This is a genomic window from Paenibacillus wynnii, from assembly GCF_030812855.1.
In the GTDB taxonomy this organism is placed as follows: domain Bacteria; phylum Bacillota; class Bacilli; order Paenibacillales; family Paenibacillaceae; genus Paenibacillus_AQ; species Paenibacillus_AQ wynnii_A.
In genome coordinates this window covers 83,042-98,224 of sequence record NZ_JAUSTK010000010.1, presented here as the reverse complement: position 1 = coordinate 98,224, position 15,183 = coordinate 83,042, and the positions used below count along the sequence as shown (strand labels likewise).

The following is a 15,183-nucleotide window of genomic DNA, read 5'->3' as shown; positions in this document are numbered from 1 at the left end:
GGTTGGGCTAAGCTGGTTTATTTCTTTGTCTCCATTTTCCGGCGATAAGCAAGAGCAGGGGAAGACCGAGCATGTTGACAGGAAGCACGACCGGCACCCAGTAATGGTTCAAATAATGCCCTGTCGCCTCCGTAACATCTTGGGGAATTAACGCAAAAACAAAAATAACCGGGGCAATGAACCAGATCATGATCCTCCACTTACGAACATGCAAGAATTGTGCGGTTCCATAGCTCATCAGGAAGAGAAGTACGGACAACTTGACGAACACGCTGGTGATCCATATCACGACCGGAATCGCGTCGAAATTATCTATAAAACCGAACAGTGAGATTTTTTTGGTCATTTCGAAAAAAGGGTACCACAACTTAGTGGAAAGATTGACACCTATGGTGAAGATGATCATCATTGTGGTCATCAGTACAAAGAAAGCCGCGGTCATGGCCGCTCCGAACGCGTAAGGCGCTCCTTTGCGCGGCTGACTCATAAATGACGCGAACATGAGATATTCTACGGAATGGCCGAGGTAAGACGCGGGGGCCAGCGCACCGCCTAGTATTCCCGCTATTTCGCTAGCAGTTAGGAGCACACTGCGCCTGTCCCGAGGCGACATATTGCACGGCACCTGCATTGAGCAACGTGGCGGTAGACGCAGATAGTGGAATAACGGTCAAATAGAATCCTAGTACCAGCGAAAGATTGTGATCCAATTCCCAGATCATATACTCGTGAATACACAAGTCAACGGCACCTGCCGATGACTCTGCCCCGTAAACGGAAAGCGCCGGCGTATTCGGAATGATCGCTTCGACAAGCGCCCGAAACGTCTCAAGAATATGTACATCGACGGTTACGGCATAGGTTTGAGCCGGATGCATGAGGTTTCTCCCCTTTTATAATCAGATTTTGCAGATGGTATAATTCCGCATACTAATATCTATTCGTTAGAATTATTATTCAGACACTGCAAGGCAAACATAATCAAAGCAAAAACAGACTGAATGTTGTGTTAAAATGGGGAAAGAAAATGACGAAGAATGAGAATGCTTATAGAAACGATGGTGGGTATGAAAATCGAATTTGAAAATAACATCATAGAGTTCAATGTTCAATATGGGAAGAGAAAGAAGATATCACTTCATATAGATTCGATTGGGCACATAACAGTTAAAGCTCCCAAAGATACAAGTGAAGAGATTATCATAAGCGCTATGGAACAGCATGGTAAGTTGATCATGGAGAAATTACAAGCCATTGCAAAGGCCCAAGAAATTCCTAAGACCAGGGAGTATCAAGAGGAGGGCAAATTCCTTCATCTTGGAAAAGAGTATTTTTTGCACGAATTAATAGAGACTGGTGAGTTAATGGAAGAAGAGCTTAAGAAAAATCTCAAAAAATTCTATTTCGCAAGCTGCAAGAAGATTGTGGGAGAACGAATAACTAGATATCAAACAGAACTGAGAGTAAAACCCAAAACGATTGACATCGTAGAGTCTAGAACTAAGTGGGGGAGCTGCAGCTCGGATAAAAAGCTGACCTTTAATTACCGTCTAGCCATGGCTCCCATTGAGGTTATAGATTATGTGATCATCCATGAACTCTGTCATCTGCTTCATATGAATCATGATCGGTCCTTTTGGAGACGTGTCGGAAGTATTATGCCGGATTACAAAGAGAAGCAGGATTATCTAGCGAGGTATGGGCAGTCTATGACGCTGTAAAAGGGGAGTCAAACCTTCAACTGAAGACGGAAAAATAAGCCTGGGAGATTTTCTCCCAGGCTTTTATTTTATAGCTACTTATCCGGTTTTAACTTTGTTGTCACATATGTTCTCTATACCAACTTAATGTGTTATTTATAGCTTCGTTAACAGAAGTGGCTTTCATACCAAATGTCTTTTCGAATTTACTGCTATCCATTACAAACGGATGATTCCATTGATACATCATTTCAACCATCTCACGCATAACGGGGTTAAACAGTCCAAGCAAGCGAATGAGCCGTGTGCTGGCTACTCTAGTTTTTACGTGTATATCCAGTTCAGCAGCAATCAAATTCATAAGTTGGATTTGTGTGATCGGGGGATTGCTTGGAACATGCCAAATTTGCCCTAGAGCAATATCGTTTGTACCGGCTATCGCTAACGCTTTGCCAAAGTCAGGAGCATAGGTAAACGTATGGGGTTTATGCTTGTTTCCTAAAATAGATGCGCGCTTACCGGTTAATGCTGAACCGAATATGAATGGAGTTGCTGAAAAGTCGTCTGGACCCCAGAAGTCTGACCCACGAACGCGGGCTATAGACAGCTTCCCTGCATTGTGTGCAAGTTCAAGGGCTTCGGTCATGTCCTGACGTACTTGCCCCTTACGGGTATGTGCATTATAAGTTGTAGTTTCAATAAACGGTACGTTAGTTGGCATGCCATACATATATAAATTTTCTGCAACAATTAAACGAGCTTCATTAGCTGCAGTTCCTTCAACAATGGATTGCTGCATGGATAGAAAAGATTTTACCCAATCGTGATAAGCGGGCTGTGCGCATTGATAAACTGCTGTAGCACCTTTCGTTAGTTCGACTACTTTCTTTGTATCAAATGCATTTCCAGCAACCACTTCCACTTCGTCTGGAAAGCCTTTTTTATTACCTGATCGATTAACAAGACGCACTTTTTTATTTAGTTTAAGCAGTTCCCGCATGGTCCATTTTCCTAAAGGTCCTGTCCCGAAGATGACATGTAACTCCTTCTGATTAACCATTTCCACTAGTTCTCCAACTCCCTCTTATATTAAGAATCCATGAGATTATCATATAAAAGGATGGAGACTACGGCGATTATCAAAAGCGCAAAGGAATTAATGAAAGGTGCAAACCTTAGTATTATCCGATGTTTTGTTTCCGGTAACCCCCTGGCGTTTGCCCTGTCCACTTCTTAAAGGCGAGATGGAAGGATACGGGTTCTGAAAATCCAAGAGCATATGAAATATCACTGATCGAAAATGAAGGGTCTTTTAAATACCTTTCCGCCATGTTTTTTCGAATAAGGGTGAGTAAATCCTTGAACGTAGTATTATCTTTTTTCAATTGAAGCTGAATGGAGCGGACGCTAAATCCTAGACCTCTAGCGATGTCTTGGATTCTAGGGATAGACCCATCGAACCTTTTGATAATAGCAAGGCTAACAATTTCTGAGAAGGTCTGTTCCAATTTCAAAGCACGTATCATCTGAATGGCATGGTTCTCCACGATTTCTAACAGTTGTTGATTACGATACAAGACAGGCAAATCTAGTATTTTTGCATCGAATATAAGTGCATTTTCCTTTTGATTGAAAACAAGCTTCGTGCCAAAAAGATTGGCGTATGGCTGTATATCTGAGGGAGCATTGTGTGTAAATAGAACCATATTTAGTGGAAGGGGATCACCCGTTAGCTTTTGAATAATTTTATAAGTCGAAGAGAGGATTGAATCCATAAGATGGTAGGTTGGATTTCTTGAAGAATCACTTACCCAAAAGCTAAATTTAGCCTCACCATTAATAATCTGTAGATCATAAACGACCCCACTACATAAGAGGATATTATAACGTTGGTAATTTTCGAACGCTTGTTTCAGTGTGTTGGAATTGAGCAAGATATATCCAATCAAACCCAAGTTGTCTAATGAAAATCCCGAACCTAAAAGTAAGCCGAAATATGGATCTTTACAAATATGAGCTGCACTTTCCAACAAACGGTCATATTTGTCCGAATCAATATAGTTGTCTGGATTAGTCATAAGATCCTCATGGATTTGAAGGTCTTTATACAAAGATACGATGGAGTGACCTCTACTTTCTATGGAATGGACAATAGGTATACCTAACATCACAGACATCTGATGCATCTCGAGTTCACTCCTTAACTTATATGTATTTGTGCGTATTTTGTTAGCTTTATTGCATGTTTGATTATAATGGACTTTATTGTATTGCTATATGCTTATACCAAGTTAGAGGCGAAATATTGGAGGGAGTATTGAAGTTAGAAGCAGTATATCACAGTTTTAATGCGTGCCCCTTGTATTCATTAATGACATCTTAAAATTGGAGGTAGTTTCTTATGGTTTATAAATGGATGTTAACTTTCTTTGGGTTCCCTTTAGGGGGTCTCATTTCTTATCTTATAGTTGGTTCAGTTATGGATGTACGTTCATCTGCTCTTTCGGGCCTTATTGTTGGGTTGGTTGTTGGTGCTGCCCAGTGGTTTGTGTTGCGGAAAGCAATCCCCCTTTCTTATTGGTGGATACTAAATAGTGGGGTTGGAGTTGCGCTCGGTCTATATCTTGGAACGGTAATTATCGGAACGGGCATCGATAGTTCTGAATTAATTCTACGTGGGGGCATTACAGGATTTTGTCTTGGGATGATGCAATGGTTCCTTCTTAAACAGCATGTTAGGTTTTCCGGAGTATGGATAATCGCGATTCCTATATTTTGGGCGTTAGGTTGGTTTACAACTAAAGAAGTCGGAATTGATCTAAGTAAAGGATGGGCCGTTTTTGGGGCTTCAGGTGCCATAGTATTTACGATACTTACTTATTTGGTCCTACGTTATATACACCGTGTCAAAATTTAGAATTGTCCAGAAGAAGGGAAGTTGTATAAATGAAAACTAATTTGCACCGTCAAGCAGGTCAATTGTTTATATTAGGATCTTTATTACTCTTTATTCCGTACATTACGCTTATTTATATTTTTGATTATCCTGATATTTTAAGAATGCCCGTAGATCATATTTTAACAAGTTTTCATGACGGAGGAACTTTGTTAATCCTAGTTTGGTGGGTGTTTTCACTAGCTGGACTGCCACTTCTTTGGGCTGCCATTTTTTTAAGAAAGATCATTGGGGAAGAATACCAAAATGTAAAAGTAGCAACAACCTTTATGATCATTGGAGGGATAACACAGATTGTAGGATTATTAAGATGGGTTTTCGTTGTGCCGGTGCTATCTAACTATTATGCTGAACATCCTGACACGTCCCAAGAGACCGTTTCTATTCTATTTCAGGTGGTTCACCAATACGGTGGAGTAATTCTTGGAGAGCATCTGGGCCAACTATTCTCTATTATATGGACGTTGATTGTTTGCCACCATTTTCTCAAATCAAAAACCCTTAATCCCTTCATCGGTTGGTTCGGAATCATCTCTTCTTTGATTTATCTCTTAGGACAAACTGAATTATTTGCCACAGTCATACCAACATTCCCTGTAATCGGATGGGCAGCTCCAATTGGCAGCACACTGTGGCTCCTTTGGATGATCGCACTGGGATTCACTCTCATACGAAAAAAGTAAATAAACATATATAAAATGTACTAAGAATTATGGCTCTTTCTCGAAATCAGTGCTTGATTTTCTGTTTACGTCACTGTGCCGGGAACGATTTCGATTTAACTTCGCCTGATGTTTCACCGGGTTTGGGGCAACTACGTCTTACAGGTAGCGAATCCGGGTTGCGGACCCGTCCTTCGGTGAATTAGAGGGGAAAATGCCTGCTAATACCGACCGAAACGCCATGAATATGAGATTAAAGGGAAAATACCCCTATAATCTTACCCATAACGTCCCAAAGAGGTATATCCTCAAAATTAGCGGGCGAAATTTCCTCTAATTGCCCAAACGGGGTACCGTGAGCAGAAATAGAGGGAGAAAATTCCTCTATTGGGCGTAACGGATTTCTGTCTTTCTCGTCACCTGTCAAGAACTGATTTTAGTGTTGAGCCAGAATTATATGATTAAATAGTATATTTCAAATCGCAGGGGGTCATTTATGAAAACGATCGGTCTTATTGGTGGAATGAGCTGGGAGTCATCGTTAGAATATTATCGGATTATCAATGAAGAAGTGAAGAACCAATTGGGCGGATTGCATTCAGCCAAATGTATTTTATATAGTGTGGACTTTGAAGAGATCGAACGCTATCAAGTAGAAGGAAATTGGGAAAGTGCTGGTGAACGATTAGGAGAAGCGGCGCAATCTTTAGAAAAAGCAGGGGCAGAAATTATAGTGCTGTGTACCAATACCATGCACAAAGTGATTGGATTTATTGAGGAAAAAGTAAACTTGCCTGTTATCCATATTGCTGATGCAACAGCAGTCCAGATTCAAAAGGCCAACATTAACACGGTAGGGCTGCTGGGCACTAGATATACGATGGAGCAAGATTTCTATAAATCACGAATAGAGTCTAAGAGGATTAAGGTCTTGATCCCTAATGCTGAGGATAGGGAAGTAATAAATAATGTGATTTATGAGGAATTATGTTTAGGGGAAATCCGGGAATCATCAAAGCAGTATTACCAAAAGGTTATCCAGCGGTTAGTGGATGAAGGAGCAGAAGGAATAATATTGGGCTGCACAGAAATTGGGTTACTAGTAAAGCAAAAGGATTCAGAAGTCCCCTTGTTTGATACAACCGTGATCCATGCTACTGAATCTGTTAATAAAGCACTTGAAAGATAAATTATTTATTAATTGATGTTAATTTATCTAACATATAGATTGACACTCTCCGAAATCCCCTCTATAATTTGGTTAGATGTTAGTTAATATGACAACAAAATAAAGGTTCTCATCCATTTGGATCGCGAACGAAAATGCTGTCTAGGGTTCCGCCAATTAAGGGGGTGACTGACCGGGATAAACCGGCCGTTAACCTTCCTGATGTTGGGGCAGGTCCGAGAGACAGGATGCAGTAGGAGCTTAACCCTTCAACTGCAGCACGGAAGGATAAAAGCCTGGGAGAATTTCTCCCGGGTTTTTATCCTTTTTTTTATACCTAATGACGAACTAATGACGATGTGGAGGGACTTATGATGAACAGCCTATGGAGTACCACTCTTATCTCTGGAACCAAATGGTCGGGCGTGGTGGGTAAAGGGAAATACCTGCGTTTTACGGCACTGGAGAAAGGGGCGAATATAGCGCTTCTTCTCTACAACGCTAAGGATCTAACGGAACGTTATAACATGCCGGATTCGCTGAAGGCTCAGTATACCTCGCATTTGACACGGGGCAATGTGCTCATGAGTGACAATGGGCGTGTGCTTGCTAGCTTCGTAGAGGATAGTCTGGGATGGCATGATGCCATCAGTGGATATACAACCCGCGCGGCAACAGATGCCAAATATGGAGCAACAAATTATCAGGAGCAACGAAATGACTGGCTGCGCAGCGGTGAAGAGAATCTCGCTGTTGAGCTTACCCGCAATGGGTTGGAAGCCAGAGATTTATCGCCGGTGGTCAACTTGTTCTCGAAAGTCTTCTGCAACGAGGATGGAGATATGGTGTACTGCGAGGATCATTGTGCGGCTGGCTCTACAGTTACACTGCGTACAGAAATGGATGTGCTGGTTGTTCTCTCTAATACTCCCAATCCGCTGCATCCGGGTTCAACGTATCCTTCTGTTCCGGTGAAGCTGGAGGTTCTGCCCGCGGCTGCGGTTGACAGTCTGGATTATTGTGTGAATTTTCGAGCGGAGAACCGGCGCGCTTTTGAGAATACATGGAATTATTACGTCTTGCTTGGATAAAAGGACGGCTTATTAAAAGGAGGGGCTTATATGGCGGCATTTATAAAGGTAGAAAGTAATCGAAATGTGGAAGAAGCGATCTATGATCAAACGATTCTGGCTGGAGATGGGTGGATACATGAACTGCTTCCGGGGCAGGTGCTGAGGATTGTGGATGTGGCGGGGAATCAGGCGGCGGATACGCTTTTCTATGATGCAGATCGGCCTGAGGACCACTATAGTGCGGTAGCGACAATAGCTGCTCAGGGCAATATTTATTTGTCGACAGGTTCGGTGCTTCGTTCGGAGTCGGGTGCGGAGCTGTTGGAGATTGTTGCAGACACCTGCGGGCGCCATGATACGGTGGGGGGGTCCTGTTCGGCGGAGAGCAATACGGTTCGTTACAGCCACGATAAGCTGCATATGCACAACTGTCGGGATACTTTTATGCTTCAGTTGTCCAAATGGCAGGGGGATTTCAGCAAACGTGATCTGGCTCCGAATATTAATTTTTTCATGAATGTTCCGGTTACACCTGAGGGTGGGCTGCAATTTGCCGATGGGGTATCTTTTCCGGGGGCCTATGTGGAAATGAAGTCGCTGAGACGGACGTTGGCGCTAATTAGTAATTGTCCGCAATTGAACAATCCATGCAATGCCTATAATCCGACGCCGGTTCGTGTTCTAATCTGGGAGCAGTAGACGATAGATAAGTTCTTACACCTTTGGGAGGGGTCCTCATGTTCGATAAAATACTGATTGCCAACCGCGGCGCTATTGCTGTCCGCATTGAAAGAACGCTGCGCGAAATGGGGATACCGTCTGTTGCGGTCTATACCCGCGCCGACCAGGATAGTCTGCATGTGGATCAAGGGGATGAAGCGGTGCTGATCGGGGAAGGGGCTGCCAAGGAAAGTTATCTGAACTCGGAGTTGATTCTAGATACCGCTATTGCCGCGGGGGCGCAGGCGATACATCCAGGTTACGGCTTCCTGAGCGAAAATGCTGATTTTGCCCGAGCTTGCCGTGATCGGGGGATTGCCTTCATTGGACCTACACCGGAGCAGATGGAGTTGTTCGGACTTAAGCATTCGGCTCGTGAAATTGCACTTAAGGCCGGTGTTCCGCTGCTGCCGGGAACGGCGCTGATCTCAAAGGTGGAAGAAGCATTAGAACAGGCGGCTGTAATCGGCTATCCGGTTATTCTTAAAAGCACGGCCGGAGGCGGTGGTATCGGCATGCGTGTCTGCGCGGATGAAGAAGCGCTTGGGGCTGCTTTTGATTCTGTGCGGCATTTGGCGGAAACTAACTTCAAGAATGCGGGCTTATTTCTTGAGAAATACATTGCCAAAGCACGCCACGTAGAGGTGCAAATCTTCGGAAATCAATTCGGTGAGGTCATTGCACTCGGCGAACGAGACTGCTCCATTCAGCGGCGCAACCAAAAGGTAATTGAGGAAAGTCCGGCTCCTGATCTCCCTGATCATGTGCGAAAAGCCATGTTCGAGGCGGCTGTAAATCTAGCCTCCGAAGCTGGGTACCGCAGTGCAGGAACCGTTGAGTTTTTATATGATTCCGATGAGTTGAAGTTTTACTTTCTAGAGGTTAATACTCGTCTTCAAGTAGAACATGGGGTGACGGAAGAGGTTCTCGGCATTGATCTTGTGAAGTGGATGGTGCTTGAAGCGGCTGATGAGCTGCGGGATTTGAGTTCATTAGTGAGCACGCCCCAAGGGCACAGTATGCAGGCTCGAATCTATGCCGAAGATTGTCTGCAACAGTTCAGACCCAGTGCGGGTCAGCTAGACAAGGCTATATTTTCCGAACAAGCGAGGGTTGAAACGTGGGTTAGAGATGGCCTTGAGGTGACGACGCTGTATGATCCGATGCTAGCCAAAATAATCGTACATGGTCGTGACCGAGAGGAGGCTATGGATAAGCTGATATCCGCCCTTGAAGAGACGCGCTTCTACGGAATTACGACGAACCTGCTCTATTTACAGGCTTTGCTGAAGGAAAAGGAATGTCGCGAGGGCCGCGTCCATACCCGGATGCTGGAGGGATTTAACCCTGAGGAATATGCGCTGGAGGTTATCGACGGAGGAGTTCAGACCACCATTCAGGACTGGCCGGGCCGCACGGGCCACTGGGATGTAGGTGTTCCCCCTTGCGGGCCGATGGATCCCCTTTCGTTCCGTATAGGGAACAAGCGGTTGGGTAACGAGGATAACGCTTCTGGCCTAGAACTAACGCTGCGGGGCGGTTCCTACCGCTTTCGCGCCGGGATGATCTTTTGCCTGACGGGTGCGGATATGAATGCGGAGCTGGATGGTTTAAAGGTGCCGATGTATGAGCCGGTTTCGGCAACTGCGGGACAAATTCTAAGCTTCAACGAAGCCGTTGCGGGCATGAGAACTTATATAACGGTTGCGGGTGGTTTTGATGTCCCGACAATTCTGGGTAGTGCAGCTACCTTTACGCTGGGCGGCTTCGGGGGTCATGGGGGTAGGGCGCTGCGCGTGGGTGATGTCATCTCTGTAAATTCGCCAAGGGGTGGAAGTGTAGGTGTTCATCTTAATAAGATGGAGCCTAGCTTGGATGCTTTGGTGCCGGAGCTGAGCCGGATCATGACGCGGGAGTGGAGCATTGGCGTGATACCGGGTCCACATTGCACCGGAGAATTTCTTCGCCCTGAATACTTAGATCAACTGACCGATACATCTTGGGAGGTTCACTTCAACAGCTCGCGAACAGGCGTCCGGCTGATTGGGCCTGCTCCGATATGGAGTCGTGAGGACGGTGGTGAAGCGGGGCTGCATCCTTCCAACATCCATGATAACGCCTATGCAGTAGGGACCTTGGATTTGACAGGAGATATGCCCATTCTGCTCGGGCCTGATGGTCCTAGCCTAGGTGGCTTCGTCTGTCCGGTAACTACGGCATCGGCGGAATTCTGGAAGCTGGGCCAGCTTCGGCCTGGGGACACCGTTTCCTTCAAGTTGCTAACGCTAGAAGGGGCTGATGAGATCCGTGCGGCACAGGAAAGCCGACTAATGGATATGTCGTCGGAGCTGGACGATTCTGCGATATTGGCTGTCTATACCCTTTCTTCCGAAGAAAAAGAAGTGACACCGGATTATCCCCTGTTGGTATCTGAAGCCGGGGAGCGGCGCTTTCGGATTGTTATCCGTTGCGCGGGTGATGAGAATTTGCTGGTTGAATACGGGGATATGGAACTGGATTTAACACTCCGTTTTCAGGTTCATGCGCTGATGCAAGCTATCAAGGATGGCGGCATTCCCGTACTAGACTTGACGCCGGGTATCCGTTCTCTGCAAGTGCATCTGGACCGGTCACGAATTACGGTGGCTGAGGCCAGTCACAGAATTCTGGAGCTTGATCGAAATCTTCCGCCGTTAGCATCCATAACAGTACCTTCGCGGATCGTCAGGCTTCCGCTATCGTGGGATGATCCTGCTACGCAGCTTGCCATCCAGCGTTACCAACAAACGGTTCGCCCAGATGCGCCGTGGTGTCCGAGCAATCTGGAATTTATCCGGCGGGTCAATGGATTGGAAGATATTGAAGAGGTGCGGCGCATTGTCTTTGATGCCAATTATCTCGTGCTTGGTCTGGGGGATGTGTATCTGGGTGCACCCGTAGCAACACCTACGGATCCCCGGCACCGATTGGTAACCACCAAGTATAATCCGGCCCGGACTTGGACGCCTGAGAATGCCGTTGGAATAGGCGGTGCTTATATGTGTGTGTACGGTATGGAAGGGCCGGGTGGTTATCAGTTTGTGGGCCGGACGATCCAAATGTGGAATCGGCTGAGGTCTACGGAGAGCTTCCAGCCAGGAAAGCCGTGGCTGCTGCGCTTCTTCGACCAGATTCAATTCTATCCGGTGGAAGCGGATGAGTTATTGGAACTGCGGGAGGACTTCCTGCGGGGGCGTTTTGAAGCCGACATTACGGAGACGACCTTTGATTTAGGCGAATATCTGAGTTTCCTTGATTCTATTAAGGATAGTGCGGAGGAATTCCGCAGCAAGCAGCAGCAGGCGTTCCGTGCAGAACGGGAGAGCTGGAGGGAGCTGGGTCTGGCGGAGTATGTATCCGAAGGGGACCAAGGGCCGACAGTGCAGGAAGAAGAGCTGCCTCCGGGTACGGAAGCTGTACGTTGCTCCATGCCGGGCAGTGTGTGGAAAGTGCTTGCAGAGGTAGGTCAAACAGTCAAAAAGGGAGAAGTTATTGCCATCGAAGAGAGTATGAAGATGGAGTTTCCCCAGTATGCGACCTGTGATGGGACTGTGGCATCCATTCATGTGAGTCCGGGCGATGCTGTCCATGCCGGACAATTGATTGCAGGCATTATTATATCTGAACAAAGTGAGGTGGCTTCTTGATGAGTGAAGTTATTTTTCCGGAAAGATTGTCTATAGCCTGGCTGGGAGAACAATATCGCAGCAATCGACTAACGCCGCGGGAAGTCATAGAAGAAATCATACGTCGTTCTGCTCGTGATACAGACATGAATATTTGGATTACGCCGCCGTCCATCGAATGGCTGGAGCCTTACCTAGAGGGGCTGCAAAGTCTTGACCCAGAGCAGGCTCCGCTCTGGGGGGTGCCCTTTGCGATCAAGGATAATATAGACTTGGCTGGGACTCCAACTACAGCCGCGTGTCCAGAATATGCCTATACCCCCGATGAGCATGCATCTGTCGTAGGGAGGTTGATAGCGGCTGGAGGCATCCCTGTTGGTAAAAGCAACCTAGACCAGTTTGCCACGGGTCTAGTAGGTACGCGCAGCCCTCATGGGGAGACACATAATTCACTGAAGCCAGAACTGATTAGCGGCGGTTCAAGCGGTGGTTCGGCGGTGGCAGTTGCCCGTGGTCAGGCGGCTTTTTCGCTGGGCACGGATACGGCAGGCTCAGGTCGTGTGCCTGCAGCGCTCAATCGGCTGGTTGGCTATAAGCCGAGTCTGGGCGCTTGGCCTACACGTGGAGTAGTCCCAGCCTGTGCAAGTCTGGATTGCGTCACGGTGTTTGCAACCGGACTTGAAGATGCGCTGGCGGTGGATCGTGTAGCTAGAGGGATAGATTATGAAGATCCGTGGTCCCGCGATATTCAACGTTCGAATAATAGGCTCCCGGAGGCCCTGCTTCTTCCCAAACGGACTCCGGAATTTTACGGTCCTTATGCAGATCTATATGAACAGGCTTGGAAGAAGGCTGTTTTTTCCTTAGAGAAGCTGGGTATCCCAGTGAGATATATCGATACAACCCTTTTTGCTGAAGCTGCTGCGGTTCTGTATGACGGACCTATGGTAGCGGAGCGCTGGGCTGATTTGGGAGGATTTGTGGAGTCCCATCCGGACACGGTATTTCCGGTGACGGAGACTATTCTGCGATCCGGGGCTTCGCCCAAATATACTGCAAGCTCCGTGTTTCAAGCGATGCATAAGCTTCAACAATTGAAGCTTGAAGTGGGTGGGTTGATGAAGAATGCGGTACTAGTCATGCCAACCTGTGGTGGAACATGGAGTCGTGATCAGGTCCGTGAGAACCCCATTGCTACTAACAGCGACATGGGTCGATATACGAACCACTGCAACCTGCTCGACTTGAGCGCGGTGGCGGTTCCGGCTGGAGAGGCGGGGTCCGACCTTCCGTTTGGTATTACCTTCTTCGCCCTTGCTGACAGTGAAGAGCTGATCTGCGGTGCGGCTGAACTGCTGAACCCTAAATCTACACAGCCAGCTTCTGTTCCTGCTCCTGCTCCTCCTCCGTCTAATCAAACTGTGGGAGAAGGTAACGTGCTGTTAGCCGTGTGTGGCCTGCATATGCGAGGTTTCCCGCTGGAGGCACAGATGCTCTCCTGTGGAGCTTCTTTCCTGCGCGAGGTTACAACGGCAGCTCAATATAGGATGGTTAGGCTTGAGGGAGCAACTCCGAAGCCGGGGCTGCTAAAGGTGCTTCGTGGCGGGGACTCCCTGTCCTTGGAGGTATGGACCATGCCTTCTACGAGCTTTGGTACATTCGTAGCTTCGATTCCAGCGCCGCTCGGAATAGGGAGGATCACGCTAATGGATGGGTCTGAAGTATCTGGGTTCCTATGTGAGTCTTATGCAGCTGAAAGTGCTGAAGATATCACGTCTTCGGGAGGCTGGCGGCAAGCGGTACGAGGTTAGAGTTGGGTGGAGAGAATATATGCTTTTAGCCTGTCCGTTGATCTTCATGTCAGATTATATTACAAATAGGATTGACAATTCCGCACAATACCCTTTATACTACGGATAAATGTTAGGTATTATAACAAGTGAATAGCGGTTCCCGTAGCCTCATCACTGGGAACAACCAGCTGTCTAGGGTTCCGTTGTTCCTATCTTCGTCGCTTATTACCGACCAAGATCAAGGTTCAAGTCTGGTCCGAGAGACTAGCGTATGAAGGCTGCGGAAGTGTTGCACGTCTTTGTATAACACGGAAGGATAAAAGCCAGGGAGATACTCTCCTTGGCTTTTGTCCTTCTTTTTTTTGAAGAAAGTATTAAAATGCCCATAAGGATGACGCCTTTGGAGCTTAAGGACAGGAGTGGGAGATTATGACTAAGTTTATGAAAATGTGTTTGACCGTGCTCATGCTGATGCCGTTAATTGCCCTTGCAGGCTGTGGGGACAATAGTAGCTCTGCTGCGGGGGACGGAAAAAAGGATCCTGTTACCATTGCTCTCAGTCCTTGGCCGGGTTGGTATATGTGGTATCTGGTAGAGGAAAAGGGGTTCTTTGAAAAACACGGAGTCGATGTCAAACTACAGTTTTTCCCCGTGTACAGTGATTCGCTACAGGCTCTTGCAACCGGCAAAGTGGATGCGAACAGCCAGACACTCAGCGATACGCTGGCTCCTCTCTCCAAAGGCATTAAATTAAAGGCCGTACTGGTCAACGATAACTCTTTTGGCGGCGATGCCATTGTCAGTAAAATGGATATTGCGAGTGTTAAGGATTTAAAGGGCAAGACCGTTGCGACCGAGCTGGGAACCGTAGACCACTTGCTTCTGTTGACGGCATTAGCTGAGAATGGCATGAAAGAGAGCGATATAAATTACGTCAATATGACGGTGAATGATGCAGGCCCCGCCTTTATCGGCGGACAAAGTGACGCTTCGGTGCTGTGGGAGCCATTCCAGACCAAAGCGGTTAAGGAAGGTAAAGGGAAAGTGCTCTTCTCCTCAAAAGATACACCGGGGCTGATCCCGGATCTGCTGGTGTTTAAGGAAAGTGTTGTAAAGGATCGCCCCGAGGATATACAAAAGATTGTGGATGCTTGGTTTGAAGCTCTAACCTACTTCCAGAATCATCCGGAGGAAGCGATAGAACTGCTGGCAAAACAAGCGGAAACGACACCGGAGGATTTCAAGTTGGGCATGGATAGCATCAAGCTCTTTACCCCCGAGGAGAATGTTCAGGCTTTTACGGCGGGCAGCGATTATACCTCATTGAAATTCACTGCAGAAAAAACAGCAAAGTTCCTTCAAGGCCTTGATATGGTTGATTCCATTGATGATGTAACTATTCTATTTGATCCGCAATTCGTACAAAAAGCAGCGGGGAAGTGATGA

13 protein-coding genes and 1 riboswitch are annotated in these 15,183 nt (G+C 46.8%); of the genes, 9 read left to right on the top strand and 4 right to left on the bottom strand.

Going from position 1 to position 15,183, the window contains the following annotated elements; all coding sequences use genetic code 11:
* Positions 1 to 7: 7 nt before the first annotated feature.
* Both J2T20_RS12335 and J2T20_RS12330 read right to left on the bottom strand, forming a co-directional pair.
* On the bottom strand, positions 8 to 613 hold the full coding sequence (locus tag J2T20_RS12335) for a GerAB/ArcD/ProY family transporter (protein WP_307588704.1): 606 nt from the start codon (positions 611 to 613) through the stop codon (positions 8 to 10).
* The gene (locus J2T20_RS12330; RefSeq protein WP_307588702.1) at positions 573 to 878 is read right to left on the bottom strand and encodes a hypothetical protein; all 306 of its coding nucleotides are present in this window, start codon (positions 876 to 878) and stop codon (positions 573 to 575) included. The genes J2T20_RS12335 and J2T20_RS12330 overlap by 41 nt, the downstream gene beginning before the upstream one ends.
* A 189-nt stretch (positions 879 to 1,067) precedes the next feature.
* Here J2T20_RS12330 and J2T20_RS12325 point away from each other — a divergent pair, with 189 nt between their 5' ends.
* Entirely contained in the window at positions 1,068 to 1,721 is a 654-nt protein-coding gene (locus tag J2T20_RS12325; RefSeq protein ID WP_307588788.1) for a M48 family metallopeptidase, read from the top strand.
* Positions 1,722 to 1,821: 100 nt separating this feature from the next.
* Here J2T20_RS12325 and J2T20_RS12320 read toward each other — a convergent pair whose 3' ends face one another.
* Together J2T20_RS12320 and J2T20_RS12315 are read right to left on the bottom strand one after the other, a co-directional pair.
* The gene (locus J2T20_RS12320) at positions 1,822 to 2,760 is read right to left on the bottom strand and encodes an NAD-dependent epimerase/dehydratase family protein (RefSeq protein WP_307588786.1); all 939 of its coding nucleotides are present in this window, start codon (positions 2,758 to 2,760) and stop codon (positions 1,822 to 1,824) included.
* A 121-nt stretch (positions 2,761 to 2,881) separates the two neighbouring features.
* Positions 2,882 to 3,886 (bottom strand): AraC family transcriptional regulator, encoded by a 1,005-nt coding sequence (locus J2T20_RS12315; protein WP_307588699.1) that lies wholly within the window; start codon positions 3,884 to 3,886, stop codon positions 2,882 to 2,884.
* 215 nt (positions 3,887 to 4,101) lie between these two features.
* On the opposite strand from J2T20_RS12315, the gene J2T20_RS12310 reads away from it, so the two are divergent.
* The 8 genes from J2T20_RS12310 to J2T20_RS12275 all read left to right on the top strand — a co-directional run bounded on the left by J2T20_RS12310 (position 4,102) and on the right by J2T20_RS12275 (position 15,180).
* Positions 4,102 to 4,617 carry a hypothetical protein gene (locus J2T20_RS12310; RefSeq protein ID WP_307588697.1) on the top strand — a complete coding sequence of 172 codons (516 nt, stop codon included), beginning with the start codon at positions 4,102 to 4,104 and terminating at the stop codon, positions 4,615 to 4,617.
* 29 nt (positions 4,618 to 4,646) lie between these two features.
* Entirely contained in the window at positions 4,647 to 5,339 is a 693-nt protein-coding gene (locus J2T20_RS12305; RefSeq protein WP_307588695.1) for a DUF4386 domain-containing protein, read from the top strand.
* A gap of 475 nt (positions 5,340 to 5,814) precedes the next feature.
* On the top strand, positions 5,815 to 6,507 hold the full coding sequence (locus J2T20_RS12300; RefSeq protein ID WP_307588692.1) for an aspartate/glutamate racemase family protein: 693 nt from the start codon (positions 5,815 to 5,817) through the stop codon (positions 6,505 to 6,507).
* A gap of 130 nt (positions 6,508 to 6,637) precedes the next feature.
* Positions 6,638 to 6,791, top strand: a riboswitch (guanidine-I (ykkC/yxkD leader).
* A gap of 69 nt (positions 6,792 to 6,860) precedes the next feature.
* Positions 6,861 to 7,577, top strand: a complete 717-nt coding sequence (locus J2T20_RS12295) for an urea amidolyase associated protein UAAP1 (protein ID WP_307588784.1) — start codon at positions 6,861 to 6,863, stop codon at positions 7,575 to 7,577.
* Between the two features lie 30 nt (positions 7,578 to 7,607).
* Positions 7,608 to 8,258: an urea amidolyase associated protein UAAP2 gene (locus J2T20_RS12290; RefSeq protein WP_307588691.1), complete on the top strand. Its 651-nt coding sequence runs from the start codon at positions 7,608 to 7,610 to the stop codon at positions 8,256 to 8,258.
* Between the two features lie 38 nt (positions 8,259 to 8,296).
* Positions 8,297 to 11,965, top strand: coding sequence for an urea carboxylase (uca, locus tag J2T20_RS12285; protein ID WP_307588689.1), 3,669 nt, complete (start codon positions 8,297 to 8,299; stop codon positions 11,963 to 11,965).
* A complete protein-coding gene (atzF, locus tag J2T20_RS12280; RefSeq protein ID WP_307588687.1) occupies positions 11,965 to 13,755 on the top strand; it encodes an allophanate hydrolase in 1,791 nt (596 codons plus the stop codon). Before uca ends, atzF begins: the two co-directional genes overlap by 1 nt.
* A gap of 411 nt (positions 13,756 to 14,166) precedes the next feature.
* Complete coding sequence (locus J2T20_RS12275; RefSeq protein WP_307588686.1) at positions 14,167 to 15,180, top strand: ABC transporter substrate-binding protein; 1,014 nt, start codon at positions 14,167 to 14,169, stop codon at positions 15,178 to 15,180.
* The last annotated feature ends 3 nt before the right edge of the window (positions 15,181 to 15,183 follow it).

Coding starts and splice junctions, on each gene's coding strand:
- J2T20_RS12335 (WP_307588704.1), bottom strand. CDS start 613: ATGTCGCCTCGGGACAGGCGCAGTGTGCTCCTAACTGCTAGCGAAATA.
- J2T20_RS12330 (WP_307588702.1), bottom strand. CDS start 878: ATGCATCCGGCTCAAACCTATGCCGTAACCGTCGATGTACATATTCTT.
- J2T20_RS12325 (WP_307588788.1), top strand. CDS start 1,068: ATGAAAATCGAATTTGAAAATAACATCATAGAGTTCAATGTTCAATAT.
- J2T20_RS12320 (WP_307588786.1), bottom strand. CDS start 2,760: ATGGTTAATCAGAAGGAGTTACATGTCATCTTCGGGACAGGACCTTTA.
- J2T20_RS12315 (WP_307588699.1), bottom strand. CDS start 3,886: ATGCATCAGATGTCTGTGATGTTAGGTATACCTATTGTCCATTCCATA.
- J2T20_RS12310 (WP_307588697.1), top strand. CDS start 4,102: ATGGTTTATAAATGGATGTTAACTTTCTTTGGGTTCCCTTTAGGGGGT.
- J2T20_RS12305 (WP_307588695.1), top strand. CDS start 4,647: ATGAAAACTAATTTGCACCGTCAAGCAGGTCAATTGTTTATATTAGGA.
- J2T20_RS12300 (WP_307588692.1), top strand. CDS start 5,815: ATGAAAACGATCGGTCTTATTGGTGGAATGAGCTGGGAGTCATCGTTA.
- J2T20_RS12295 (WP_307588784.1), top strand. CDS start 6,861: ATGAACAGCCTATGGAGTACCACTCTTATCTCTGGAACCAAATGGTCG.
- J2T20_RS12290 (WP_307588691.1), top strand. CDS start 7,608: ATGGCGGCATTTATAAAGGTAGAAAGTAATCGAAATGTGGAAGAAGCG.
- uca (WP_307588689.1), top strand. CDS start 8,297: ATGTTCGATAAAATACTGATTGCCAACCGCGGCGCTATTGCTGTCCGC.
- atzF (WP_307588687.1), top strand. CDS start 11,965: ATGAGTGAAGTTATTTTTCCGGAAAGATTGTCTATAGCCTGGCTGGGA.
- J2T20_RS12275 (WP_307588686.1), top strand. CDS start 14,167: ATGACTAAGTTTATGAAAATGTGTTTGACCGTGCTCATGCTGATGCCG.